The organism is Micromonospora eburnea, from assembly GCF_900090225.1.
Classification (GTDB): domain Bacteria; phylum Actinomycetota; class Actinomycetes; order Mycobacteriales; family Micromonosporaceae; genus Micromonospora; species Micromonospora eburnea.
The window spans coordinates 5,749,311-5,770,634 of the sequence record NZ_FMHY01000002.1 but is presented as its reverse complement, the minus strand read 5'-3'; the positions used below and the strand labels follow the sequence as shown (position 1 = coordinate 5,770,634).

Annotated in this window: 22 protein-coding genes; 16 read left to right on the top strand and 6 right to left on the bottom strand. The window is 72.3% G+C overall.

The genetic code is table 11. The features are described from left to right. Nucleotides 1–109: 109 nt before the first annotated feature. Together holA and GA0070604_RS24930 are read left to right on the top strand one after the other, a co-directional pair. Nucleotides 110–1,090: a DNA polymerase III subunit delta gene (holA, locus tag GA0070604_RS24935; RefSeq protein ID WP_091123485.1), complete on the top strand. Its 981-nt coding sequence runs from the start codon at nucleotides 110–112 to the stop codon at nucleotides 1,088–1,090. Then, nucleotides 1,087–1,617 (top strand): hypothetical protein, encoded by a 531-nt coding sequence (locus GA0070604_RS24930; RefSeq protein ID WP_244162075.1) that lies wholly within the window; start codon nucleotides 1,087–1,089, stop codon nucleotides 1,615–1,617. Before holA ends, GA0070604_RS24930 begins: the two co-directional genes overlap by 4 nt. Nucleotides 1,618–1,959: 342 nt before the next feature. Here the strand turns inward: GA0070604_RS24930 and rpsT are convergent, their stop codons facing one another. Together rpsT and GA0070604_RS24920 are read right to left on the bottom strand one after the other, a co-directional pair. Beyond that, the gene (rpsT, locus tag GA0070604_RS24925; protein WP_091123481.1) at nucleotides 1,960–2,226 is read right to left on the bottom strand and encodes a 30S ribosomal protein S20; all 267 of its coding nucleotides are present in this window, start codon (nucleotides 2,224–2,226) and stop codon (nucleotides 1,960–1,962) included. 113 nt (nucleotides 2,227–2,339) lie between these two features. Further along, on the bottom strand, nucleotides 2,340–3,317 hold the full coding sequence (locus GA0070604_RS24920) for a phosphotransferase (protein WP_244162074.1): 978 nt from the start codon (nucleotides 3,315–3,317) through the stop codon (nucleotides 2,340–2,342). Nucleotides 3,318–3,434: 117 nt separating this feature from the next. Here GA0070604_RS24920 and GA0070604_RS24915 point away from each other — a divergent pair, with 117 nt between their 5' ends. The 7 genes from GA0070604_RS24915 to GA0070604_RS24885 all read left to right on the top strand — a co-directional run bounded on the left by GA0070604_RS24915 (nucleotide 3,435) and on the right by GA0070604_RS24885 (nucleotide 10,497). Beyond that, nucleotides 3,435–3,971 carry a DUF4240 domain-containing protein gene (locus GA0070604_RS24915; RefSeq protein WP_091127396.1) on the top strand — a complete coding sequence of 179 codons (537 nt, stop codon included), beginning with the start codon at nucleotides 3,435–3,437 and terminating at the stop codon, nucleotides 3,969–3,971. Nucleotides 3,972–4,064: 93 nt separating this feature from the next. Beyond that, on the top strand, nucleotides 4,065–5,942 hold the full coding sequence (gene lepA, locus GA0070604_RS24910) for a translation elongation factor 4 (RefSeq protein WP_091123477.1): 1,878 nt from the start codon (nucleotides 4,065–4,067) through the stop codon (nucleotides 5,940–5,942). Nucleotides 5,943–6,180: 238 nt separating this feature from the next. Beyond that, nucleotides 6,181–6,462: a GlsB/YeaQ/YmgE family stress response membrane protein gene (locus tag GA0070604_RS24905; RefSeq protein ID WP_091123473.1), complete on the top strand. Its 282-nt coding sequence runs from the start codon at nucleotides 6,181–6,183 to the stop codon at nucleotides 6,460–6,462. Between the two features lie 242 nt (nucleotides 6,463–6,704). Beyond that, nucleotides 6,705–7,997 carry a sugar ABC transporter substrate-binding protein gene (locus GA0070604_RS24900; protein WP_091123469.1) on the top strand — a complete coding sequence of 431 codons (1,293 nt, stop codon included), beginning with the start codon at nucleotides 6,705–6,707 and terminating at the stop codon, nucleotides 7,995–7,997. Beyond that, nucleotides 7,994–8,977 carry a carbohydrate ABC transporter permease gene (locus GA0070604_RS24895; RefSeq protein ID WP_091123465.1) on the top strand — a complete coding sequence of 328 codons (984 nt, stop codon included), beginning with the start codon at nucleotides 7,994–7,996 and terminating at the stop codon, nucleotides 8,975–8,977. The genes GA0070604_RS24900 and GA0070604_RS24895 overlap by 4 nt, the downstream gene beginning before the upstream one ends. Nucleotides 8,978–8,999: 22 nt before the next feature. Further along, a complete protein-coding gene (locus GA0070604_RS24890; protein WP_091123461.1) occupies nucleotides 9,000–9,830 on the top strand; it encodes a carbohydrate ABC transporter permease in 831 nt (276 codons plus the stop codon). A 22-nt stretch (nucleotides 9,831–9,852) separates the two neighbouring features. After that, entirely contained in the window at nucleotides 9,853–10,497 is a 645-nt protein-coding gene (locus GA0070604_RS24885; RefSeq protein WP_091123458.1) for an MOSC domain-containing protein, read from the top strand. Between the two features lie 43 nt (nucleotides 10,498–10,540). Here the strand turns inward: GA0070604_RS24885 and GA0070604_RS24880 are convergent, their stop codons facing one another. After that, complete coding sequence (locus GA0070604_RS24880) at nucleotides 10,541–11,407, bottom strand: hypothetical protein (RefSeq protein ID WP_208602346.1); 867 nt, start codon at nucleotides 11,405–11,407, stop codon at nucleotides 10,541–10,543. A 155-nt stretch (nucleotides 11,408–11,562) separates the two neighbouring features. Then, nucleotides 11,563–12,372 (bottom strand): enoyl-CoA hydratase-related protein, encoded by an 810-nt coding sequence (locus tag GA0070604_RS24875; protein ID WP_091127394.1) that lies wholly within the window; start codon nucleotides 12,370–12,372, stop codon nucleotides 11,563–11,565. Between the two features lie 19 nt (nucleotides 12,373–12,391). Here GA0070604_RS24875 and hemW point away from each other — a divergent pair, with 19 nt between their 5' ends. Further along, nucleotides 12,392–13,615, top strand: coding sequence for a radical SAM family heme chaperone HemW (gene hemW, locus GA0070604_RS24870; protein ID WP_208602161.1), 1,224 nt, complete (start codon nucleotides 12,392–12,394; stop codon nucleotides 13,613–13,615). A 37-nt stretch (nucleotides 13,616–13,652) separates the two neighbouring features. Here hemW and GA0070604_RS24865 read toward each other — a convergent pair whose 3' ends face one another. Continuing rightward, on the bottom strand, nucleotides 13,653–14,228 hold the full coding sequence (locus GA0070604_RS24865) for a DUF4870 domain-containing protein (protein WP_091123452.1): 576 nt from the start codon (nucleotides 14,226–14,228) through the stop codon (nucleotides 13,653–13,655). 256 nt (nucleotides 14,229–14,484) lie between these two features. Here GA0070604_RS24865 and hrcA point away from each other — a divergent pair, with 256 nt between their 5' ends. From hrcA to GA0070604_RS24850, 3 genes are all read left to right on the top strand, one after another. Further along, a complete protein-coding gene (gene hrcA, locus GA0070604_RS24860; protein ID WP_091123448.1) occupies nucleotides 14,485–15,507 on the top strand; it encodes a heat-inducible transcriptional repressor HrcA in 1,023 nt (340 codons plus the stop codon). Between the two features lie 74 nt (nucleotides 15,508–15,581). Then, a complete protein-coding gene (gene dnaJ / locus GA0070604_RS24855) occupies nucleotides 15,582–16,724 on the top strand; it encodes a molecular chaperone DnaJ (RefSeq protein ID WP_208602345.1) in 1,143 nt (380 codons plus the stop codon). Between the two features lies 1 nt (nucleotide 16,725). Beyond that, nucleotides 16,726–17,460, top strand: a complete 735-nt coding sequence (locus tag GA0070604_RS24850) for a 16S rRNA (uracil(1498)-N(3))-methyltransferase (RefSeq protein ID WP_091123443.1) — start codon at nucleotides 16,726–16,728, stop codon at nucleotides 17,458–17,460. A 64-nt stretch (nucleotides 17,461–17,524) separates the two neighbouring features. Here GA0070604_RS24850 and GA0070604_RS24845 read toward each other — a convergent pair whose 3' ends face one another. Beyond that, the gene (locus tag GA0070604_RS24845; RefSeq protein ID WP_091123439.1) at nucleotides 17,525–18,286 is read right to left on the bottom strand and encodes an SDR family NAD(P)-dependent oxidoreductase; all 762 of its coding nucleotides are present in this window, start codon (nucleotides 18,284–18,286) and stop codon (nucleotides 17,525–17,527) included. Nucleotides 18,287–18,378: 92 nt separating this feature from the next. Between GA0070604_RS24845 and GA0070604_RS24840 the strand changes: the two genes are divergently transcribed. The 3 genes from GA0070604_RS24840 (at nucleotide 18,379) to GA0070604_RS24830 (ending at nucleotide 21,318) form a co-directional block, all read left to right on the top strand. Continuing rightward, a complete protein-coding gene (locus GA0070604_RS24840; RefSeq protein ID WP_091123435.1) occupies nucleotides 18,379–18,729 on the top strand; it encodes a histidine triad nucleotide-binding protein in 351 nt (116 codons plus the stop codon). Between the two features lie 21 nt (nucleotides 18,730–18,750). Beyond that, nucleotides 18,751–20,127, top strand: a complete 1,377-nt coding sequence (locus GA0070604_RS24835; protein WP_091123432.1) for a serine hydrolase domain-containing protein — start codon at nucleotides 18,751–18,753, stop codon at nucleotides 20,125–20,127. 132 nt (nucleotides 20,128–20,259) lie between these two features. Then, nucleotides 20,260–21,318 (top strand): PhoH family protein, encoded by a 1,059-nt coding sequence (locus GA0070604_RS24830; protein WP_091123430.1) that lies wholly within the window; start codon nucleotides 20,260–20,262, stop codon nucleotides 21,316–21,318. Nucleotides 21,319–21,324 lie beyond the last annotated feature (6 nt).

Below are 21,324 nucleotides of genomic sequence, written 5' to 3'. Positions count from 1 at the left end.
GTTGGCATAGCGGGTGGATCGACTAAAATGTCTGGATTTGCACTGAGTGCGGGCTGCGCCGTCACAGTCACCGATGAGCAGGCACGATCCGAGCGAGGGCCGTGCGAGTATGGGCGACGTGACCCCCGCCAGCCTGCCCCCTATTCTGCTCGTTCTCGGCGACGAGGAACTGCTCGCCACGCGCGCGGTCACCGAAGCCGTCGCCAGGGCGCGCAGCGTCGACCCGGACGTGGACGTCCGCGACTACCAGGCCGGTTCCCTGGTGGTGGGGGAGATCGCCGAGATGCTCAGCCCGTCGCTGTTCGGTGGGCGCCGGGTGCTCGTGCTCCGGTCCGGCCAGGACGCCCGCAAGGACCTGGTCGCCGCGCTGCTGGCGTACGCGAAGAACCCGGACCCCGACGTGCAGCTGGTGGTGCTGCACCTCGGCGGTGCGAAGGGGAAGGCGTTCGCCGACGGGCTGCGCGCGGCGGGCGCGACGGTGGTGCCGGCCGCGAAGCTCAAGGGGCACCGGGATCGGGTCGCCTTCGTGCGGGACGAGATCCGCCGCAGCGGGGGGAAGTGCACCGAGGACGCAGCCGAGGCGCTGATCGCCGCCGTCGGCACCGACCTGCGGGAGCTGGCCGCCGCCTGTTCCCAGCTCGTCGCCGACACCGACGGGCGGATCGGGGCGGACACGGTGGCCCGCTACTACCGGGGGCGGGTGGAGGTGAGCGGCTTCACCGTCGCCGACGCGACGATGGTCGGCGACATCCCCGCCGCCCTGGAGGCGCTGCGCTGGGCGCTGCACGTCGGTGTCGACCCGGTGCCGATCGCCGACGCGCTCGCCGACGGAGTGCGTACGGTGGCCCGGGTGGCCTCCGCCGGGCGGGGCAGCCCGTACCAGCTGGCCAGCAGCCTGGGCATGCCGGCGTGGAAGATCGAGCGGGCTCAGCGGCAGGGTCGGGGTTGGACCCCCGAGGGTCTGGTCGAGGCGATGCGGGCGGCCGCCGAGTGCAACGCGGCCGTCAAGGGTGGCGCCGACGACCGGGGATACGCGCTGGAGCGGGCGGTGTTCTCCGTCGCCGCGGCCCGGCAGGGCGGAGCCCGGTGACCCGACCAGCCCGGTCCTGGGCGACCGTGCCGACGGACGAGGAGTGGCACCGCCCGCTCTACGCCCGGGTGCTCGGGCTGCGCTTCGTCAATCCGGGCGGGGTGCTCTGTTTCCTCTTCTTCGAGGGGGCGGTGGCGCTCGCCGTGCTGCTCGCCCTCGCCGAGCTGGTCAGCTGGTGGGCGGTGCTGGTGCTGCCGGCCGTGGTGGCGGCGATGGTGAAGCTCAACGACCTGGTCGCCGAGATGGTGATCCGTAGCGCGGCGCAGGTGCCGGAGCAGGAACGGGACCGTTTCCGCCGGCAGGTCGAGCCGGTGGTCGGGCGGGCCCGCGTACCGGCGACGGCGCGGGCGCTGCCCGGTGTGGCCCTCGCCGTCGATCCGGCCTGCTGGGTGACCCGCTCCGGCGACCCGGCGGGGTGGGCGACTCGTTCCGGTGATCCGGCGCAGTGGGCGACCCGCCCCGGCGATCCGGTCCTCTCGCCCGAGGACGAGCGATGGCCGGACGGGCGCGGAGACTCGTCCCGCTGACGGCTCGCTGGCCGCGTGTCTTCACCGGCTGTCCGGCCGGGCCGGGCACACGCCGCGGTAGGCGCCGCGCCTCGCAGCCGGCGCATCTTGATCCACTCCGTGTGCGGCATGTCGTGGTCACAACTGCCCGCGAGACCACCCCTTGCCGCACACGGAGTGGATCAGTGCGCTGGGCGGAGCGGAGCGGATCGGGCGCTGGGCGGAGTGGATCGGGGCGCAGGGCGGCCCGGAGCAGGGCACAGGGCGGCGTTGATCACTGCGTCAGGGCGGTGACCCAAAACGCCGACAGCCGGAAGCCCCGGGGCGGTACCCCGGGGCTTCCGGTCGGGTCTACGGCGCTCGTCAGGCCGAGAACGAGGCGACGCGCTGGGCGATCGCCGACTTCCGGTTGGCGGCCTGGTTGGCGTGGATGACGCCCTTGCTGGCAGCCTTGTCCAGCTTGCGGGAGGCGTCCCGCATGAGGGTGGTGGCCAGCTCGGTGTCGCCAGCCTCGGCAGCCTCGTGGAACTTCCGGATGGCGGTCTTCAGCGACGACTTGACCGACTTGTTACGCAGCCGGCGCTTCTCGTTCTGCCGGTTGCGCTTGATCTGGGACTTGATGTTCGCCACGCGACAGCCTCGTCTTGATAGCTCGGGTTGGTCTGCTTTCGCGCACGACGAGCATGCGTCATCGCCGCGCGAAAAGCCAGGTTACCAGGTCGACCGGGACGAGCCAAAACGGCTCAGCCCCAGCCCTGGCGGACGGCTAGCCAGCCGAGCGTCTGTTCGCCGCTCCACCGCTGGTGCGCCCGCAGGTGCGGGGAGGCGGTCGACGGCCCGGCGGCGGCGCTGGTCAGGAAGTACCCGGACAGTGCCGCGAGGGTGACGTCCAGCGCGTCGGCCGGTGCGCCGGCCGACGCCGGGTGGGTGGCGAAGGCGGTGTCCGCGTCCAGGCCGCCGGCGTACGCGGTGATCAGCAGGCTGGCCAGATCGAACCAGGCCGGCCCGTGGCAGAGCCAGGTCCAGTCGCAGATCCACGCCCGCCCCGCCGCGTCGAGCAGGATGTTGTCCACCCGCAGGTCGCAGTGGGCCAGCCCGCCGTGCGAGGCGTACCCGGGCAGCCGGGACTCCAGCGCGACCAGCTCGGCCAGCGGGGCCCAGGCGGGAAGAGCCGGCATCGGCTCGCGGCCGGCGGCCACCTCGCCCCACCAGAGGATGTCGTCGCGGGCCAGATCGGCGAGGCGGGGCAGCCCGAGCGCCACCAGCTCCGCCGGTGGGTCGGCGAGCGCGGCGGCCACCTCGGCGTACGCGGCGAGCGCGGCGTCCAGCTCGGCCGGCTCCCAGGGCAGCCGGGGCGTCCGCCCGTCGATCGCGTCCAGGGTGAGCGCGTACCAGCCGGCCTGGGTCAGCGCCCAGCGCGGCCGGGGGACCGGCAGGCCGGCGGGGAGCCGGGCCAGGATCGCCGCCTCGTGGGCGTACCAGTCGACCAGGTGCCGCTGCTCCGCCAGCGCCGCCGCCTTCACGAAGACCCGGTCACCGGTGGGGCCGGTCAGCAGCGCGGCGAAGCCCCGGGTGAAGCCGGCGCCGGCGCTCCGGACCGCCACCGGGTGGCCGCCGATCCGGGCCGCGAGCGCGTCTCGCAGCCCGGCCGGCAGTTCGGCCCAGCCGGGGCGGACGGCCGTCGCCGCGTACGGCACCGGCGGCAGGGAGGTCTCGGGCACGGCATCATGCTGCCCGACACCGGCGGGACTGTCGTACCGCGCCGGCAGTATCCGGGTGTGACGATGGACGCCGCGGCCGGGCGAGCACTGGGAGCCGGTCTGGGAGACTGCCAGGCCATGAGGACCGACGACTTCTGGCAGCTGATCGACCGCGCCCGCGCCGGCGGCGGGGGCGAGCCCGAGGCGGTCGCCGCCCGCGTGGCCGCCCTGCTCGCCGAGCGGGACCCGGCGGAGATCGTCGGGTACGCCCACCACCAGCGGCGGGTGCTCGCCGCCTCCTACCGGGTGGACCTCTGGGGCGCGGCGTATCTGATCAACGGGGGCGCCTCCGACGACGGCTTCGAGTATTTCCGGGGCTGGCTGATGGCCCAGGGCCGGGCGGTCTTCGCGAAGGCGGTCGCCGACCCGGACTCCCTCGCCGAGCTGCCGCAGGTCAGGGCCGCCGCGCTCAGCGGCGAGGAGTTCGAGTGCGAGGACATGCTGGCGGTTCCCTGGGAGGCGTACCGGAAGGCCACCGCGACCGACCTGCCGGCGGAGCGGGACCCGGTCCCGGTGCCCGACCTGAACGACTTCTGGGACTTCGACGACGAGGAGGAGGCGCGGCGGCGGCTGCCCCGGCTGGCCGCACTCTTCGCCGAGCCACCGCAGGAGTGACGGGGGAGGACCGGCTTCCCGGGCGGCGTGGGAGCATAGAGGGGGCCGGCGGCGCGCCGGCCCGCTCACGTCAGCCGACCAGAACGGACCGCTGTGCCACCGACGCTCGATCCCGGCGCGAACGCTCCTGGTGCCACCGACCCGGCGCGCATCAGGAACTTCTGCATCATCGCCCACATCGACCACGGGAAGTCGACCCTGGCCGACCGGATGTTGCAGCTCACCGGCGTGGTCGACCCCCGGCAGATGCGCGCCCAGTACCTCGACCGGATGGACATCGAGCGCGAGCGTGGCATCACCATCAAGAGCCAGGCCGTGCGCATGCCGTGGACCATCCGGGAGGGCGACCGGGCCGGCGAGGCCGCCGTGCTCAACATGATCGACACCCCGGGCCACGTCGACTTCACGTACGAGGTGTCCCGGTCACTCGCCGCCTGTGAGGGCGCGATCCTGCTGGTCGACGCCGCGCAGGGCATCGAGGCGCAGACCCTGGCCAACCTCTACCTGGCGCTCGAGAACGACCTGCACATCATCCCGGTGCTCAACAAGATCGACCTGCCGGCCGCCCAGCCCGAGAAGTACGCCGAGGAGCTGGCCCACCTGATCGGCGGCGACCCGGCGGACTGCATCAAGGTCTCCGGCAAGACCGGCGAGGGTGTGCCACACCTGCTGGACGAGATCGTCCGGCAGTTCGTGCCGCCGGTTGGCGAGGCCGACGCCCCGGCCCGCGCGATGATCTTCGACTCCGTGTACGACGTCTACCGCGGCGTGGTCACCTACGTCCGGGTGGTCGACGGCAAGATCGAGGCCCGGGACCGGATCAAGATGATGTCCACCGGCGCCGTGCACGAGCTGCTGGAGATCGGCGTCATCTCGCCCGAGATGGTGAAGGCCGACGCGCTCGGCGTCGGCGAGGTGGGTTATCTGATCACCGGCGTGAAGGACGTACGCCAGTCCCGGGTCGGTGACACGGTCACCATCAACTCCCGGCCGGCCAGGGAGGCGCTCGGCGGCTACAAGGACCCGAAGCCGATGGTCTACTCCGGCCTCTACCCGATCGACGGGTCCGACTACCCGAACCTCCGCGAGGCGCTCGACAAGCTCAAGCTCAACGACGCCGCGCTGACGTACGAGCCGGAGACCTCGGGGGCGCTCGGCTTCGGCTTCCGCTGCGGCTTCCTCGGCCTGCTGCACCTGGAGATCATCCGGGAGCGGCTGGAGCGGGAGTTCAACCTCGACCTGATCTCGACCGCCCCCAACGTGGTCTACCGGGCCGTCCAGGAGGACGGCCAGGAGATCGTGGTGACCAACCCGAGCGAGTACCCGACCGGCAAGATCGCCGAGGTGTACGAGCCGACCGTGCGGGCCACCGTGCTCACCCCGAACGACTACGTCGGCGCGGTGATGGAGCTGTGCCAGGGCCGTCGGGGCAGCCTGCTCGGCATGGACTACCTCTCCGCCGACCGGGTGGAGCTGCGCTACACCCTCCCCCTCGCGGAGATCATCTTCGACTTCTTCGACCAGCTCAAGAGTCGCACCAAGGGCTACGCCTCGCTGGACTACGAGCCCTCCGGCGAGCAGTCGTCCGACCTCGTCAAGGTGGACATCCTGCTGCACGGTGAGCCGGTGGACGCGTTCAGCGCCATCGTGCACAAGGACAAGGCGTACAACTACGGCACGACGATCGCGGCGAAGCTGCGCACCCTGATCCCGCGCCAGCAGTTCGAGGTGCCGATCCAGGCCGCCATCGGCAGCCGGGTGATCGCCCGGGAGACGATCCGCGCGATCCGCAAGGACGTGCTCGCCAAGTGCTACGGCGGTGACATCAGCCGTAAGCGCAAGCTGCTGGAGAAGCAGAAGGAAGGCAAGAAGCGGATGAAGATGGTGGGCCGGGTGGAGGTCCCCCAGGAGGCCTTCATCGCCGCACTCTCCTCCGATTCCGGGGACGGCAAGCCCGCCGGCAAGAAGTAACCCCTCCGGTACGCCGACACACGGCCGGCGCCCCGCCACCGGTGACCCGTTTCCGGGTTTCGCGGGCGGGGCGCCGGCCGTTTCCGCGTACCCGGATGAGGCTCCACGCCGGGTCCGTGCATCGACCGGCGGTATCGGTCATGGCGCGAGTCGGTTTGGTTTCTCTGCGGGTCGGGAACTTACCGGTCACGACAGGAACCACACGGAACGTGTGAAAACTTCTTGGGAGGAGACGACCATGACCGTCACGGGCATCATCACCGCGTTGATCGTTGGTCTGATCGTCGGCGCTCTGGGTCGCCTGGTCGTTCCGGGCCGCCAGAACATGCCGATCTGGCTGCACATGCTGATCGGGGTGGGCGCCGCACTGCTGGGCACCGTGCTCGCCCGGGCCCTGGGCATCGCGACCGAGACCGCTGGCGTCGACTGGATGGAACTGCTGGTGCAGGTCGTGCTGGCCGCCGTCGCCGTGGCCCTGGTGTCCGGTGTGGGTCGTCGACGCGGCGTCTCGCGCTACTGAGGCACGTCACCGAAGCGCCGGAAAAGGGGCGCCCGACCGCCAGGTCGGGCGCCCCTTCTGGTGTCTGGCGGCTCGTCGGGTCCGGCGAATCTGCCTGGCCGGCACCCCTGCCGTATCGACGGCAGGCTGCGATACCGTCGCCACGCCCGGTCGCCGCGGCCACCCCCCTGTTGTAAAGGAAATTTTCCTACTATGGTGCGGCGGAGAAGGTTAGTGCCAAACCATCGCGAGGGAGATATGGCGTGAACAGGTGGAAGCGGCTGGCTCCGGTCACCGCCGTCGTGGCCTCGGCCGCGATGGTGCTGGCCGGCTGCGGTGGCTCCGGGGATGACGACAAGGCCGCGGACAACAGCAAGCTGACGGTCTGGATGATGGGCGAGGGCGGCGAGGCCCAGACCAAGTTCCTCGACAGCGTCGAGGCCGAGTTCAAGAAGAAGCACCCCGAGACCGACGTGGTGGTGCAGTACATTCCCTGGCTTGAGGCGCCGAAGAAGTTCCAGGCCGCGCTCGCCGGCGGTGAAGGACCGGACGTCACCGAGCTGGGCAACACCGAGACCCAGGGCTGGGCGGCGCAGGAGGCCCTCGCCGACGTCACCGACAAGTTCAACAGCTGGGCCGAGGGTAAGGACATCCTCCCCGACCTGGTGAAGAACGCCCAGCTCGACGGCAAGCAGTACGGCGTCCCCTGGTACGCCGGCGTGCGCGCGGTCTACTACCGCACCGACTGGTTCGCCGAGGCCGGCGTGCAGCCGCCGACGACCTGGGACGAGCTGGTCGCCGCCGCCAAGGCCGTCCAGGCCAAGAAGCCGAACACCTACGGCATCGCCCTGCCCGGCAACTCCGAGCTGCCGTTCTACTCCTTCCTCTGGGCCGCCGGCGGCGAGATCGCCACCAAGCAGGGTGACACCTGGAAGTCCGGCTACAACACGCCGGAGGCGCAGAAGGCGGTCAAGTTCTGGACCGACCTGGTGACCGTCCACAAGGTCGCCCCGCCGGCCGCGGCCGGCTGGAACGAGGTCGACGCCCGCACCCAGTTCGCCACCGGCAAGGCCGCCATGGCGTTCGCCGGTAGCTGGCAGGGCGGCGCGATGAAGAAGGACAACCCGGACATCGAGAAGGTGTGGGGCACCTTCCCCATCCCGGGCCCGGACGGCAAGCCGGCCCCGGCCTTCGCCGGTGGTTCCGACATCGCCCTGTGGAAGGACAGCAAGCGGCAGGAGCTGGCCTGGGACTACCTGACCGTGCTGCTGAGCAAGCAGAAGGACCAGGAGTTCGCCAGCAGCCTCGGCTTCTTCCCCGTTTACCAGGACCTGGTCGGCGGCGGCACCTACGCCAACGACAAGGTGATGGCGGCGTTCGCCACCGCCATGCAGAACACCAAGGTGACGCCGCTCACCCCGAAGTGGGTGGAGGTCAGCCGGACCAAGACGGTGACCCAGGCCATGAACAGCTCGGTCATCAAGGGCCAGAAGACCGTGGAGAAGGCCACCGCCGACGCGGCCACCGAGATGGAAAGCATCCTCAACGCCAAGTGACCACGCTGACCGAGGGCACCGGCACGACCGCCGCGCGGGAGACCCCCGCGCGGCGGCGCCGCGTGGACCACCTCCCGTACGTGCTGCTCCTGCCCTGTCTCGCGATCATCGCGGTGCTGCTGCTGTGGCCGCTCGGCCAGGTCGTGATGATGTCCTTCTACAAGCTGGACAGCGTCCGGCAGCTCCGGGGAGACCGCGAGTGGCCGTGGGTGGGCCTGGCGAACTACACCCAGATCCTCGGCGACCCGTTCTTCCGTACGGTGCTGCGCAACACCGTGCTCTTCGCCATGGCGAACGTCGCGCTCACGATGATCCTCGGCACCCTGGTCGGGCTGCTGCTCAACCGGCTCGGCAAGCGGATGGCCACCTTCGTCGCGAGCTGCGTGATGCTGGCCTGGGCCACCCCGGCGCTGACCGGCACCATCGTCTGGAAGTGGATCTTCGACGACACCAGCGGCCTGGTCACCTGGCTGTTCAACAAGCTTCCGGACGGGCTCTCCACCGCGCTCTTCGGGCGTAGCGACTGGACCGGGTACGGCTGGTTCAACGACCCCCTGCTCTTCTTCGCGATCCTGACCCTGGTGGTGGTCTGGCACTCGTTCCCGTTCATCGCGGTGAGCGTGCTGGCCGGGCTGAAGAGCGTGCCGAGCGAGCTGCAGGAGGCGGCCCGGGTGGACGGGGCCGGGCCGTGGCGGGTCTTCTGGTCGGTCACCTTCCCGACCCTGCGCCCGGTCTTCGGCATCCTCGTCGTGCTCTCCACGATCTGGGACTTCAAGGTCTTCACCCAGCAGTTCGTGCTGGCCGGTGGCACCCAGGACCGGACGACCTTCATGCTCTCGATCTACTCGTACGCGGAGGCGTTCTCACCGCCGCCGAAGTACGGCCTCGGGTCGGCGATCGCGGTCATCCTCACCCTGATCCTGCTCGCGGTGACCGCCCTGTACGTCCGCATGGTGCTCCGGCAGGAGGACGCGTCGTGATGAAGAGGCAGGAGGACGCGTCGTGAAGAAGATCGCCCTCAACGGGGCCGGCCTGCTGGTCGCGCTCTTCGCGGCCTTTCCGGTCTACTGGATGGTCGCCACCTCACTCAAACCCAACCGGGAGATCTTCTCGGCCACGCCACGTCCGGTGCCGGCCGAGCCCACCCTGGAGCACTACCGGGAGATCCTCACCGGGAACCTGATCCCGGGGGTGACGTTCGGCGACTTCTTCCTCAACAGCGTGCTGGTCGCGGTGGCGACGGTGCTGCTCAGCGGGCTGGTCGCGCTGCTCGCGGCGACCGCGGTGGCCCGGTTCCGGTTCCGGCTGCGCACCACGTTCCTGATCCTGCTGCTGGTGGTGCAGATGATCCCGCTGGAGGCGCTGGTCATCCCGCTCTTCCTGATGATCCAGCGGCTCGGGCTCTACAACACCCTGCCCAGCCTGATCCTGACCTACCTGGGCTTCTCGCTGCCGTTCGCGGTCTGGATGCTGCGTGGCTTCGTGGCCGCGGTGCCGAAGGAGCTGGAGGAGGCGGCGGCGATCGACGGCGCCAGCCGGGCCCAGACCTTCCGCCGGATCCTCTTCCCGCTGGTCGCCCCGGGCCTCGTCGCGACCAGCATCTTCTCCTTCATCACCGCCTGGAACGAGCTGATCTTCGCGTTGACCTTCATCAACGACCAGCACAAGTACACCCTGCCGGTGGCGATGACCTTCTTCTTCGGGCGGGACGACACCGCCTGGGGCTCGGTCATGGCCGCCTCGACGCTGTTCACCCTGCCGGTGATCGTCTTCTTCCTCCTGGTGCAGCGCCGGATGGTCTCCGGCCTTGTCGCCGGGGCGGTGAAGGGTTAAGGAGGGCCGTAGGCTCACCGCCATGACTGGCAGGCTGGTGGCGGTGAACCTCGGCGGGGTGACCGAGGCGGAGTGGGCGGGCGACCCGAGCGGTCGCAGCGGAATCGACAAGCGGCCGACCGCGGGCCGGGTGGCGATCCGGTTCGCCGGGGTGCTCGGCGACTTCATCGGCGAGCGGGCCCACCACGGCGGCCCCGACCAGGCGGTGTACGCGTACGCCGAGGAGGACGCCGGCTGGTGGGCCACCGAGCTGGACCGGGCCGTCCGGCCGGGCGCCTTCGGCGAGAACCTGACCACGTACGCGGTGGACGTCACCGGGGCGGTGGTCGGCGAGCGGTGGGCGGTGGGCTCCGCCCTGCTGGAGGTGACCAAGCCGCGTACCCCGTGCACCACCTTCGCCGGTTTCTGGGGCGTGCCCGATCTGGTCAAGCGGTTCACCGTCCGGGCCGCGCCCGGCGCGTACCTGCGGGTGCTGCGAGAGGGCGAGGTCGGTGCCGGCGACCCGGTCGAGGTGGTGGACCGCCCGGCGCACGGGGTGACCGTCGGCGAGGTGTTCCGGGCGACCACCTTGGAGCCCGCGCTGCTGCCCCGGCTGCTCGACGTGCCGGAGCTGCCCGAGCCGTTGCGGGCGAAGGTCCGCCGCCGCCTCGACACCGCCGGCCGCTGACGGGGCACCGGGCCCCACCCTCGGCGCGCCGGCCCGGACCGGGTCAGGTCGCGGCGAAGACCTCCGCGAGCACCTGCGTCGGGGCGGCCCGGCCGCCCTTCACCTTGGCCCAGGTGCCGTGCTCGGCCGTCCACTCCAGGTCACCGAAGCGCACCAGCTTCACGCCGTGGTCGTCGGCGTGCGAGACCAGCCAGTGCGCGTACCGCCAGCCGTTGCGGCTGTCCGCCGCCGGGACGGTGAAGCCGGTGAGGTCGGTGGGTGCGGTGAGGTCGGGCAGGCCCCAGTCCAGCGCCAGGCTCTCCACCAGGGCCGCCGCCGCGGCCGGGCCGCGCATCGTCGGCTTCGACCCGACCGTGCAGGCCACCGCGCCGGTCGCGTGGCCGAGCAGCGCGCGGGTGAGGACCTCCGAGTCGGCGGCCCACTTCTGGTACGCCTCGGGGAAGGCGGACCGTTGCACCCGCTGGGCCGCCTCGGTGACCCGCATCTTCTCCCAGCCCTTGACCTTCTTCAGCGCGGCGTAGAACTTGTTCGCCGCGTAGCGCGGGTCCTGGACCTGCTCGGGGGTGCCCCAGCCCTGGCTCGGGCGCTGCTGGAACAGGCCCAGCGAGTCCCGGTCGCCGTGCGCGATGTTGCGCAGGTGTGACTCCTGGTACGCGGTCGCCAGCGCTACCACCACGGCCCGCTCGGGCATCTTCCGCTGCACTCCGATCGCCGCGATGGTGGCCGCGTTGGCCATCTGTTCGGCACTGAGCACGACCCGCCCGTCGGCCTCGACGGTGCAGGTGCGGCTGGCCAGCGGGAGCCCGAGGTGCCGCCCGAACTGCTTCGTGACGAACCAGACGCCGAGCAGGGCGACGACGGCCACCACCACACCGGCCGCCACGATCGCAACCCGAGTTCGCACCGGCACCTCCTGTCCCACAGCCCGACCAGCGTACGTCCCGGAAGCGACGGACGGCTCGACCGACCGGTTGCCTCCCGTTCCGTCACCGGCCCGCCACCGACCGCGCCCGCCCGTCCGCTGCCGGCTGTCCTGGCCGCGCCCGCCCTCTGCTGCCTCCGGTCCTAGCTCGCGCTCTCTGCCGGGCCACCGTCCAGAGCGGCCACCCATCGAGCTGGTCGCTTCTCCCGGAACGCGGCCACCCCCTCCCGGCCCTCCGCGGAGAGGAAGTACCCGGTGGACAGCTCGGCCAACTCGGCGATCTCCGCCCGCAGGTCGGTGGCGGCCGGCCGGCGCAGCAGCTCCTTGGTACCGGCGAGCGCCTTCGGCGCACCCTTCACCAGCGAGGCGCAGTAGCCCGCCACCGCCTCGTCCAGGCCGGCCAGCGGCACGGCGGCGGTGACCAGACCGATCTCGGCGGCCCGCCGGCCGTCGAAGGTGTCGCCGGTCAGGTACAGCTCGGCGGCGGCCCGGGGGTGCAGCCGGGGCAGCACGGTCGCCGAGATCACCGCCGGGATCACCCCGATCCGGACCTCGGTGAAAGCGAAGGTCGCCTCCTGGGCGCAGACCGCCAGGTCGGCCGCGGCGATCAGACCCAGCCCGCCGGCCCGGGCCGGCCCGGCCACCTTCGCCAGCACCGGCTTGGGGCACTCCCGGACCGCCACCAGCACGTCGCCGAGCATCCCGGCCGGCACCGTCCCGCTGGCGTACGCGGCCGCGGTCTCCTTCAGGTCCGCCCCGGAGCAGAAGACCGGGCCGGTGTGGTCCAGCACGACCGCCCGGACCGCGTCGTCGGCGACCGCCGCGGCCAGCCCGGCCAGCAGCTCGGTCATCAGCGGGGTGGAGAGCGCGTTGCGGTTGTGCGGGCTGTCCAGGGTGAGGGTGGTCACCCCACGGGCCGTGGCGACCCGCACGAGAGCATCCGGAGAGGTCATGCCGGGCACACTAGTGGCCATGCCCGGCGCTCTTCCAGAAGGCGAATCCGTCCCGGTCGACGGATCGCTGCCCCCCGCCGCCCTGCGTGCCGTCGGCGCGCGCGGCTTCGGCGTCTACGTGCACGTCCCGTTCTGCGCCAGCCGCTGCGGATACTGCGACTTCAACACCTACACGGCGGCGGAGCTGGGCGGCGGCGCCAGTCGCGAGACGTACGCCGAGACGGTGCTGGCCGAGCTGGCGCTCGCCGCCCGGGTGCTGGGCGACACCCCACCACCCCGGGTGGACACCGTCTTCGTGGGCGGCGGCACGCCCACCCTGCTCCCGGCCGACGACCTGGCCCGCATCCTGGACGGCATCGACCGGACCTGGGGGCTGGCCGCCGACGCCGAGGTGACCACCGAGGCCAACCCGGAATCGGTCACCCCGGAGTCGCTGAAGACGCTGCGGGCGGCCGGCTACACCCGGATCTCGCTGGGCATGCAGTCCGCCGCGCCCGGGGTGCTGGCCGTCCTGGACCGGAAGCACAGCGCCGGCCGGGCCACCGCCGCCGCATCGGAGGCGCGAAACGCCGGGTTCGACCACGTGAATCTGGACCTGATCTACGGCACGCCGGGGGAGCGCGCGGAGGACTTCGCCGCCTCGCTGGCGCAGGTGGTGGCGGCGGGCGTGGACCACGTCAGCGCGTACGCCCTGATCGTGGAGGAGGGCACCCGGCTGGCCGCGCGGATGCGCCGCGGCGAGCTGGCGTACCCGAGTGACGACGTGGCGGCGGACCGCTACCTGGCCGCGGAGGCCGCCCTCGACGCGGCCGGCTTCTCCTGGTACGAGGTCTCCAACTGGGCCCGTTCCGAGGCGGCCCGGTGCCGGCACAACCTGCTCTACTGGACCGGCGGCGACTGGTGGGGCCTCGGTCCGGGGGCGCACAGCCACGTCGGCGGGGTGCGCTGGTGGAACGTCAAGCACCCGACCGCGTACGCCGGACGCCTGGCCGCGGGGCGGTCACCGGGCCTGGCCCGGGAGGTGCTCACCCCCGACGAGGCACACATGGAGGACGTGATGCTGCGGCTGCGGCTCGCCGCCGGCCTGCCGTTGGACGCGCTCGACGAGGTGGGCCGGGCCGGCGCGCGGCGGGCGCTGGCCGACGGTCTGCTGACCGCCGACGGGTACGCCGAAGGCCGGGCGGTGCTCACCCTGCGCGGCCGGCTGCTGGCCGACGCGGTGGTCCGCGACCTGCTGCCCTGACCGGGACCCGGCCGGCCGCCGGCCGGCCGGGTCCTGATCACTTGATGAAGCTGGCGGACATCGGATAGCGGTAGAGCTGCCCCTCGTTGGCCCGCATGCCGGCGATGATCCCGAACAGGATCTGGATCACCACCACCGCGATGCTGGGCAGGAAGAGCAGGCACCAGCTCACGAAGAGCAGCACGAACGCGATGATCGACCAGAGGATCTGGAAGTTCAGCGCGGCCAGGGCGTGCGCCCGGACGGCCGGGGACTGCTGGCCGCGGGCCAGGTAGGCGACGAGCGGACCGACGAAACCCAGCGGGCCGAAGCTGATCAGCGCGCCGGCCGCGCCGCCGAAGTGCGCCACGAGCGCCCAGGTCTTGTCATCGCTGCTGGCGTAGCCACCGGGCGGGGGATAGCCGCCAGGTGGGGGGTAGCCGCCCGGGGGTGGGTAGCCGCCCGGCGGCGGATAGCCACCGGGAGGGGGATAGCCGGCGCCGCCGGGTGCGCCGGACATTGGTGCGGTGGGCTCGTTCGCCGAGGGCGAGCCGTATGGTGCCGACGGCGGGGTCTCGCCCGGCGGCTGGGCGCCGGGGTCCCCCGCTCCGGGAGGGCGAGGTGGTTCAGTCATGGACGTCACGTTAGGTCCCGTTCGCAAGGATGCACCAGACCGACACCGACCCGGATGTCCGACTGTTCGGCTCTGGCGAAGTGTGCGGCGGGCCGCACCCGGGGTCCGTCACTGATCATCGCGTCGGTGGGCGCGCCGACGTAGACTGGCACTCGCTACAGTCGAGTGCCAGACGCTCGACCGGTGCCGCGGGTCGCCTGCCCGAACAGGTGCTGCCGCACGCCGGGCGGGCCGAGGTGCGTCAGGAGGTGGGGAGATGGGTCTCGACGACCGCAAGCTCGCCGTGCTCCGCGCGATCGTCGAGGACTACGTCGCCACGCAGGAGCCGGTCGGCAGCAAGTCCCTGGTCGAGCGCCACCAACTCGGCGTCTCCCCGGCCACCGTCCGCAACGACATGGCCGTACTGGAGGACGAGGGCTACATCCGGCAGCCGCACACCAGCGCCGGCCGGGTGCCCACCGACCGTGGCTACCGGCTCTTCGTCGACCGACTCTCCCGGGTCAAGCCGCTCAGCCCGGCCGAGCGCCGGGCCATCGAGCGCTTCCTGGCCGGCGCGGTCGACCTGGACGACGTGGTGCACCGCACGGTGCGACTGCTGGCCCAGCTCACCCGGCAGGTGGCCGTGGTGCAGTACCCGAGCCTGGCCCGCTCCAAGGTGCGCCACCTGGAACTGGTGCCGATCTCCACCACCCGGCTGATGCTGGTCATGATCGCCGACACCGGACGGGTCGAGCAGCGGCTGGTCGAGCTGCCCGGGCCGACCTCGGTCGAGGAGGTCACCGACCTGCGCCGGCTGGTCAACGAAAAGTTGGTCGGCACCCGGCTGTCGGACACGCCGCCGCTGGTCCAGGCGCTGGTGGACGAGTCCTCGCCGCAGCTGCGGCCGGCCATGGCCACGCTCTCCAGCGTGCTGCTGGAGACGCTGGTCGAGCGACACGAGGAACGCATCGCGCTGGCCGGCACGGCCAACCTCACCCGGGGCGGCCTGCTCGACTTCCAGGGCACCCTGCGGCCCGTCCTCGAGGCGCTCGAGGAGCAGGTCGTGCTGCTCAAGCTCATCGGCGAGACCGAGCCGAGCACCACCCGGGTGCTGATCGGCGACGAGAACGAGATCGACAATCTGCGGGCCGCCTCGGTCGTCAGCACCGGGTACGGCCCGGGTAGCACCATCGTCGGCGGCCTGGGGGTGCTCGGGCCGACCCGGATGGACTACCCCGGCACCATCGCCACGGTGCGGGCCGTGGCACGCTACGTGGGCGAGCTGCTGGCCCAGAACTGACCAGTCAGGGGCGACGGCCGGCCTGAGGCCGGCGACCGGCGCAACGCGAGACGAACATGAGGACACCGAACGCAGTGGCCAGGGACTACTACGGCATTCTCGGCGTCAGCCGGGAAGCCTCCGACGACGAGATCAAGCGCGCCTACCGCAAGCTGGCGCGGCAGTTCCACCCGGACGTCAATCCGGATCCGGAGGCACAGGAGAAGTTCAAGGACATCAACGCCGCGTACGAGGTCCTCTCGGACGACCGGAAACGGCAGATCGTCGACCTGGGCGGCGACCCGTTGGCACCGGGCGGCGGGGGCGCCGGGCCGGGCGGTCCGGGTGGCGCCGGCCCGTTCGTCGGGTTCCAGGACATCATGGACGCGTTCTTCGGCGGCGCCGCCGGCGGTGCGCGTGGCCCGCGTCCGCGTACCCGGCCGGGCGCGGACGCGATCCTGCGGCTGGAACTGGACCTCAACGAGACGGCGTTCGGCGTCGAGGCCCCGATCACGGTCGACACCGCCGTGCTCTGCACCACCTGCTCGGGCGCGGGCACCGCGGCGGGCACCCACCTCGCCACCTGCGAGGCGTGCGGGGGCCGGGGCGAGGTGCAGTCGGTGCAGCGGACCTTCCTCGGCCAGGTGGTCTCCGCCCGGCCGTGCACGGTCTGCCAGGGCTACGGCACCACCATCCCGCACCCCTGCCCGACCTGTGCCGGTGACGGCCGGGTGCGGACCCGCCGCTCGCTCACCGTCAAGATTCCGGCGGGCGTCGAGGACGGCATGCGGATCCGGCTGGCCCAGCAGGGCGAGGTCGGCCCCGGCGGCGGCACGGCCGGCGACCTCTACGTGGAGATCCACGAGCGGCCGCACGACGTCTATTCGCGCAAGGGCGACGACCTGCACTGCCGGGTCACCGTGCCGATGACCGCCGCCGCGCTCGGCACCCGGCTCACCATCAAGACGCTGGACAGCGAGGAGACGGTCGACGTCAAGCCGGGCACCCAGCCGGGCAGCACGCTGCGGCTGCGCGCCCGGGGCGTACCGCACCTGCGCGGCACCGGTCGGGGCGACCTCTACGTCCACCTGGACGTGCGTACCCCGACGAAGCTCGACGCCGACCAGGAGCGGATGCTGCGCGAGTTCGCCAAGACCCGGGGCGAGGAGGTCGCCGAGCTGACCAAGCAGGGCGGCTTCTTCTCCCGGATGCGTGACGCCTTCAACGGGCACGCCTAGCGTGTCGGCGCCGCTGTTCCTGGTCGAGGCGCTGCCCACCGGCGACACGCTGACCCTCGACGGCCCGGAGGGGCATCACGCCGCCACCGTGCAGCGGCTGCGGGTCGGCGAGGAGCTGCTGCTCGCCGACGGCCGGGGCGGCACGGCCGGCGCGGTGGTCACCGCCGTCGGCCGGGGCACCCTCGACCTGGCGGTCACCTCCCGGGGGTACGTCGACGCGTCCCTTCCCCGGCTCGTCGTGGTGCAGGGCATCGCCAAGGGCGACCGGGGCGAGTTGGCCGTGCAGGCGATGACCGAGGTCGGGGTGGACGAGATCGTTCCCTGGGCGGCGTCCCGCTCGGTGACCCAGTGGCGCGGCGACCGGGGCGTACGGGCCCGGGAGAAGTGGGCGGCCACCGCCCGGGAAGCGGCCAAGCAGGCCCGCCGCGCCTGGCTGCCGGTGGTGGCCGGCACGCCCGACGAGTCCACCGCGACGGTGGCCCGACGGATCGCCGGGGCGGCCGCCGCGTTCGTGCTGCACGAGGAGGCCGAGGAACGCCTCACCACCGCCGATCTGCCGGAAATCGGCGAGATCGTGCTGGTGGTGGGGCCCGAGGGCGGTATCGCTCCCGCCGAGCTGTCGGCCTTCCGCGAGGCCGGTGCCCGTACCGTCCGGCTGGGCCCGTCCGTGCTGCGCACCTCCACAGCCGGCGTCGCCGCCCTCAGCGTCCTCTCCGCCCGCCTGAACCGCTGGTGATCCGGCACGGGCGCGCGGAGCTGGGCGGCGCGGTACCGACCGATGCCGAGGCGGAGAGGCGGGATCAGCTCCGCAGGTAGGACGCGCCGTTGAGGTCGATGATGGTGCCGGCGGCCCATTCGGCCTCGGGGCTGGCCAGCCAGCGCACCGCAGCGGCGATCTCCTCGGGGCGCGCCACCCGGCGGAACGGGGACTGGGCGCGGATCGCGTCGCCCCGGGGGCCATGGAGGTGCTCGGTGGTCATGTCGGTCTCGACGAAGCCGGGGGCGACGCTCGCCACCGCGATGCCGTAGGGCGCGAGGGCCACCGCGAGGGACTGGGCCATCGCGTTCATCCCCGCCTTGCTCGCCCCGTACGCGGGGTTGTCCGGTTCACCCCGGAACGCGCCCCGGGAGGAGACGTTGATGATCCGCCCGCCCCGCTCGCGCATGTGCTGCGCGGCGCACCAGGCAGCGTTCGCGGCGCCGAACAGGTTGGTGTCCAGCACCTGCCGCCACTGCTGCCGCCACTGCTCGTAGGAGCTCTCGAAGACCGGGTGCGGCGGGTCGGCCGGGCCGTACACGCCGGCGTTGTTGACCAGGACGTCGAGCCCACCGAGGCGCTCCGCCGCCGCGTCCACCATCGCCCGTACCGCGTCCGGGTCGGTGAGGTCGGCGCGGACCACCACGTGTCCGTCGCCGGGCAGCTCCGCGCGCAGCTTCTCGGCCGGCTCCGCCGAGTCCCGGTGGTGGATCGCCACCCGGTCCCCGCCCGCCGCGAACGCCTGGGCCACCGCGCGCCCGATGCCACGCGAGGCCCCCGTCACCAGTACCGCCCGTCCCGTCATGTGCGCCATCGTGCCGCACCGGGCACGCCGGTTAACAAGGGCCCTTCCTATGCGGAAAGCGATAACAGGGGACCCTTCCTTACACTGCCGGAATGGGAACCGACTGCCTGTTCTGCCGGATCGTCGCCGGGGAGATTCCGGCCACCATCGTGCGGGAGACCGCCACCACCCTCGCCTTCCGCGACATCGACCCCAAGGCACCCACCCACGTGCTGGTGATCCCGAAGGAGCACTACGCGGACGTGGCCACCCTCGCCCAGGGCGACCCGGGGCTGGCCGGTGAGGTGCTGGCCACCGCCGCCACGGTGGCCGAGGATGAGGGGCTGCTCGCCGACGGTTTCCGGCTGATGTTCAACACCGGGGCGTACGCCGGCCAGGAGGTATTCCACGTGCACGCGCACGTCTTCGGCGGCGCGCCGCTCGGCCCGATGCTCTGCCGCTGAGCCCTTCCCTAGACTGCACCCATGATCACGGTGCATGACCGGCTGGGCCGGATGGTGCGGCAGACGCAGGCCCAGGGCCGGATCCCGGCGGTCTCGGTCGCCCTGCACCGGGCCGACCGGCCGCTCTGGACCTGTGCGGTCGGCGGGACCGGCAACGACACCCCGCTCGGCCCGGACACGGTGTTCCGGATCGGCTCGGTCACCAAGCCCTTCACCTCGGTGCTGGTGCTGCAGTGCCGGGACGACGGCCTGCTCGACCTGGACGACCCGATCGGGCGGCACCTCGACCTGCCGGCGCACGGCGAGCTGACCGTACGCCGGCTGCTGTCGCACACCGCGGGCCTCCAGCGCGAGCCGCACGGCGACGTCTGGGACACGCTGCGGGCCCCCGACGCGGCCGAGCTGATCGCCGACCTGGCCCGGGTGGAGCGGGTGCTGCCGACCGGCCGGCGCTACCACTACTCCAACCTCGGGATGGCGCTGCTCGGCGAGCTGGTCGCCCGGCTGCGCGGCGGCACCTGGGCGGAGGTGCTGGCCGAGCGGGTGCTCGCCCCGCTCGGGCTGACCGCCACCGGCCCCACCCCCGGCGACCGGGCGGCGACCGGGTTCCTGGTCGACGCGTACTCCGACGAGGCGCGCCCGGAGCCGCCGACCGACTTCGGCGGGGTAGCCCCGGCCGCGCAGCTCTGGAGCACCGCGCCGGACATGGCGCGCTGGGCGGCCTTCCTGGCCGATCCGGCCGCGCTGGACCCGGCCGGCGCGGTGCTCGCCCCGGCCACCCTCGACGAGATGCGCTGGCCGCTGACCACCACCGACGAGGCGCTGTGGTCGGCCGGCTTCGGGTTGGGCCTGATCGTGGTGCCACAGTCGGGGCGGGTGGTGCACGTGGGGCACGACGGGGCGATGCCCGGTTTCCTGGCCGCCGTCTACGGCCGGCGCGGCGGGGACGGCACCGCGGGCGCGATGGGGTGCGCGGTGCTCGGCTCCTCCGGCACCGGCGTGGAGGTGTTCGACCTGCCGCACCAGCTGCTCGCCGCGGCGGCCGAGCACGACCCGGCCGACATCGAGCCGTGGCGCCCCGGCCCGCCGGCCCCCGAGCACCTGCGCGGGATGCTGGGCCGCTGGTGGGGCGAGGGCTTCGAGTACGTCTTCTCCTGGCACGACGGGACGCTGCGGGCCCGGGGCGCGGACGACCCGGCCGGCAAGCCGCCGGCGGTGTTCGCGCCGCTGCCGGACCGGCCGGACGTGTTCCGTACCGTCGCCGGGCGCGAGGTGGGTGAGCTGCTGCGGTTGACCCGCGACGAGCGCGGCGCGGTGATCCGGATGCACTGGGCGACCTACCGCTTCACCCGCCAACAGGAGACCTTCGAGGGGTACGACTTCCGCACCGGCAGTTGATCTCCTACCGGCGGAAATGGGCGGGGTGCGGCCGGTGTTGACCCGATACGATGGGTGGAACCGTACGCCGTGCCGGCAGGGCTCGGCGACCGAGATCGGAAGCAGGTGGCGCAGGGCCCGACGGCCCGACCTATGACCGGCACCCCACCTCCCGGCCCGCCCCGGGTGCAGACCAGGATCACGGTCCCCGACCAGAAGATCATGGTGAACCTGCTCGGCGCGGGCGACGAGATCCTGCGACTCGTCGAACGCTCGGTCAACAGTGACGTCCACGTGCGCGGCAACGAGATCACCATCACGGGCGCGCCCGCGGACAACGCCCTCGCCGAGCGTCTCTTCAGCGAGTTGCTCGAACTCATCGAGAAAGGCGAGACCCTGACCACTGACGCCGTGCGGCGTACCGTCGGCATGCTCGAGCAGGGCAGCACCGAGCGGCCCGCCGAGGTCCTGACGCTCAACATCCTCTCCCGGCGCGGACGCACCATCCGTCCCAAGACGCTCGGCCAGAAGCGCTACGTCGACGCGATCGACGCGCACACCATCGTCTTCGGCATCGGCCCCGCCGGCACCGGCAAGACCTACCTGGCGATGGCGAAGGCCGTCCAGGCGCTCCAGGCCAAGCAGGTCAACCGGATCATCCTGACCCGGCCGGCGGTCGAGGCGGGGGAGCGGCTGGGCTTCCTGCCCGGCACCCTGAACGAGAAGATCGACCCGTACCTGCGCCCGCTGTACGACGCGTTGCACGACATGCTCGACCCGGAGTCCATCCCGAAGCTGATGGCGGCCGGCACGATCGAGGTGGCGCCGCTGGCGTACATGCGGGGCAGGACGCTTAATGATGCTTTCATCATCCTGGACGAGGCGCAGAACACCACGCCCGAGCAGATGAAGATGTTCCTCACCCGGCTCGGCTTCGGTTCCAAGATCGTGGTCACCGGTGACGTCACCCAGGTGGACCTGCCGGGCGGGACGACCAGCGGCCTGCGGGTGGTCCGGGAGATCCTGAGCGATGTCGAGGACGTGCACTTCGCCCAGCTCTCCAGCTCCGACGTGGTCCGGCACAAGCTGGTCGGCGAGATCGTCGACGCGTACGCCCGCTGGGACGCCGAGCGGGAGAACCAGCAGGCACAGAGCGTGCGCGCCGTGTCCGAGCGGACCGCCCAGGGCGGCCGGGCCGGCCGGCGCCGCTAATCACCA

What these genes read in the sequence shown, in the direction of transcription:
- hrcA (WP_091123448.1), top strand. Translation starts at nt 14,485, where the DNA reads ATGGGTCTCGACGACCGCAAGCTCGCCGTGCTCCGCGCGATCGTCGAG.
- GA0070604_RS24865 (WP_091123452.1), bottom strand. Translation starts at nt 14,228, where the DNA reads ATGACTGAACCACCTCGCCCTCCCGGAGCGGGGGACCCCGGCGCCCAG.
- GA0070604_RS24835 (WP_091123432.1), top strand. Translation starts at nt 18,751, where the DNA reads ATGATCACGGTGCATGACCGGCTGGGCCGGATGGTGCGGCAGACGCAG.
- GA0070604_RS24840 (WP_091123435.1), top strand. Translation starts at nt 18,379, where the DNA reads ATGGGAACCGACTGCCTGTTCTGCCGGATCGTCGCCGGGGAGATTCCG.
- hemW (WP_208602161.1), top strand. Translation starts at nt 12,392, where the DNA reads ATGCCCGGCGCTCTTCCAGAAGGCGAATCCGTCCCGGTCGACGGATCG.
- GA0070604_RS24905 (WP_091123473.1), top strand. Translation starts at nt 6,181, where the DNA reads ATGACCGTCACGGGCATCATCACCGCGTTGATCGTTGGTCTGATCGTC.
- GA0070604_RS24885 (WP_091123458.1), top strand. Translation starts at nt 9,853, where the DNA reads ATGACTGGCAGGCTGGTGGCGGTGAACCTCGGCGGGGTGACCGAGGCG.
- holA (WP_091123485.1), top strand. Translation starts at nt 110, where the DNA reads ATGGGCGACGTGACCCCCGCCAGCCTGCCCCCTATTCTGCTCGTTCTC.
- GA0070604_RS24915 (WP_091127396.1), top strand. Translation starts at nt 3,435, where the DNA reads ATGAGGACCGACGACTTCTGGCAGCTGATCGACCGCGCCCGCGCCGGC.
- GA0070604_RS24875 (WP_091127394.1), bottom strand. Translation starts at nt 12,372, where the DNA reads ATGACCTCTCCGGATGCTCTCGTGCGGGTCGCCACGGCCCGTGGGGTG.
- GA0070604_RS24845 (WP_091123439.1), bottom strand. Translation starts at nt 18,286, where the DNA reads ATGACGGGACGGGCGGTACTGGTGACGGGGGCCTCGCGTGGCATCGGG.
- GA0070604_RS24830 (WP_091123430.1), top strand. Translation starts at nt 20,260, where the DNA reads ATGACCGGCACCCCACCTCCCGGCCCGCCCCGGGTGCAGACCAGGATC.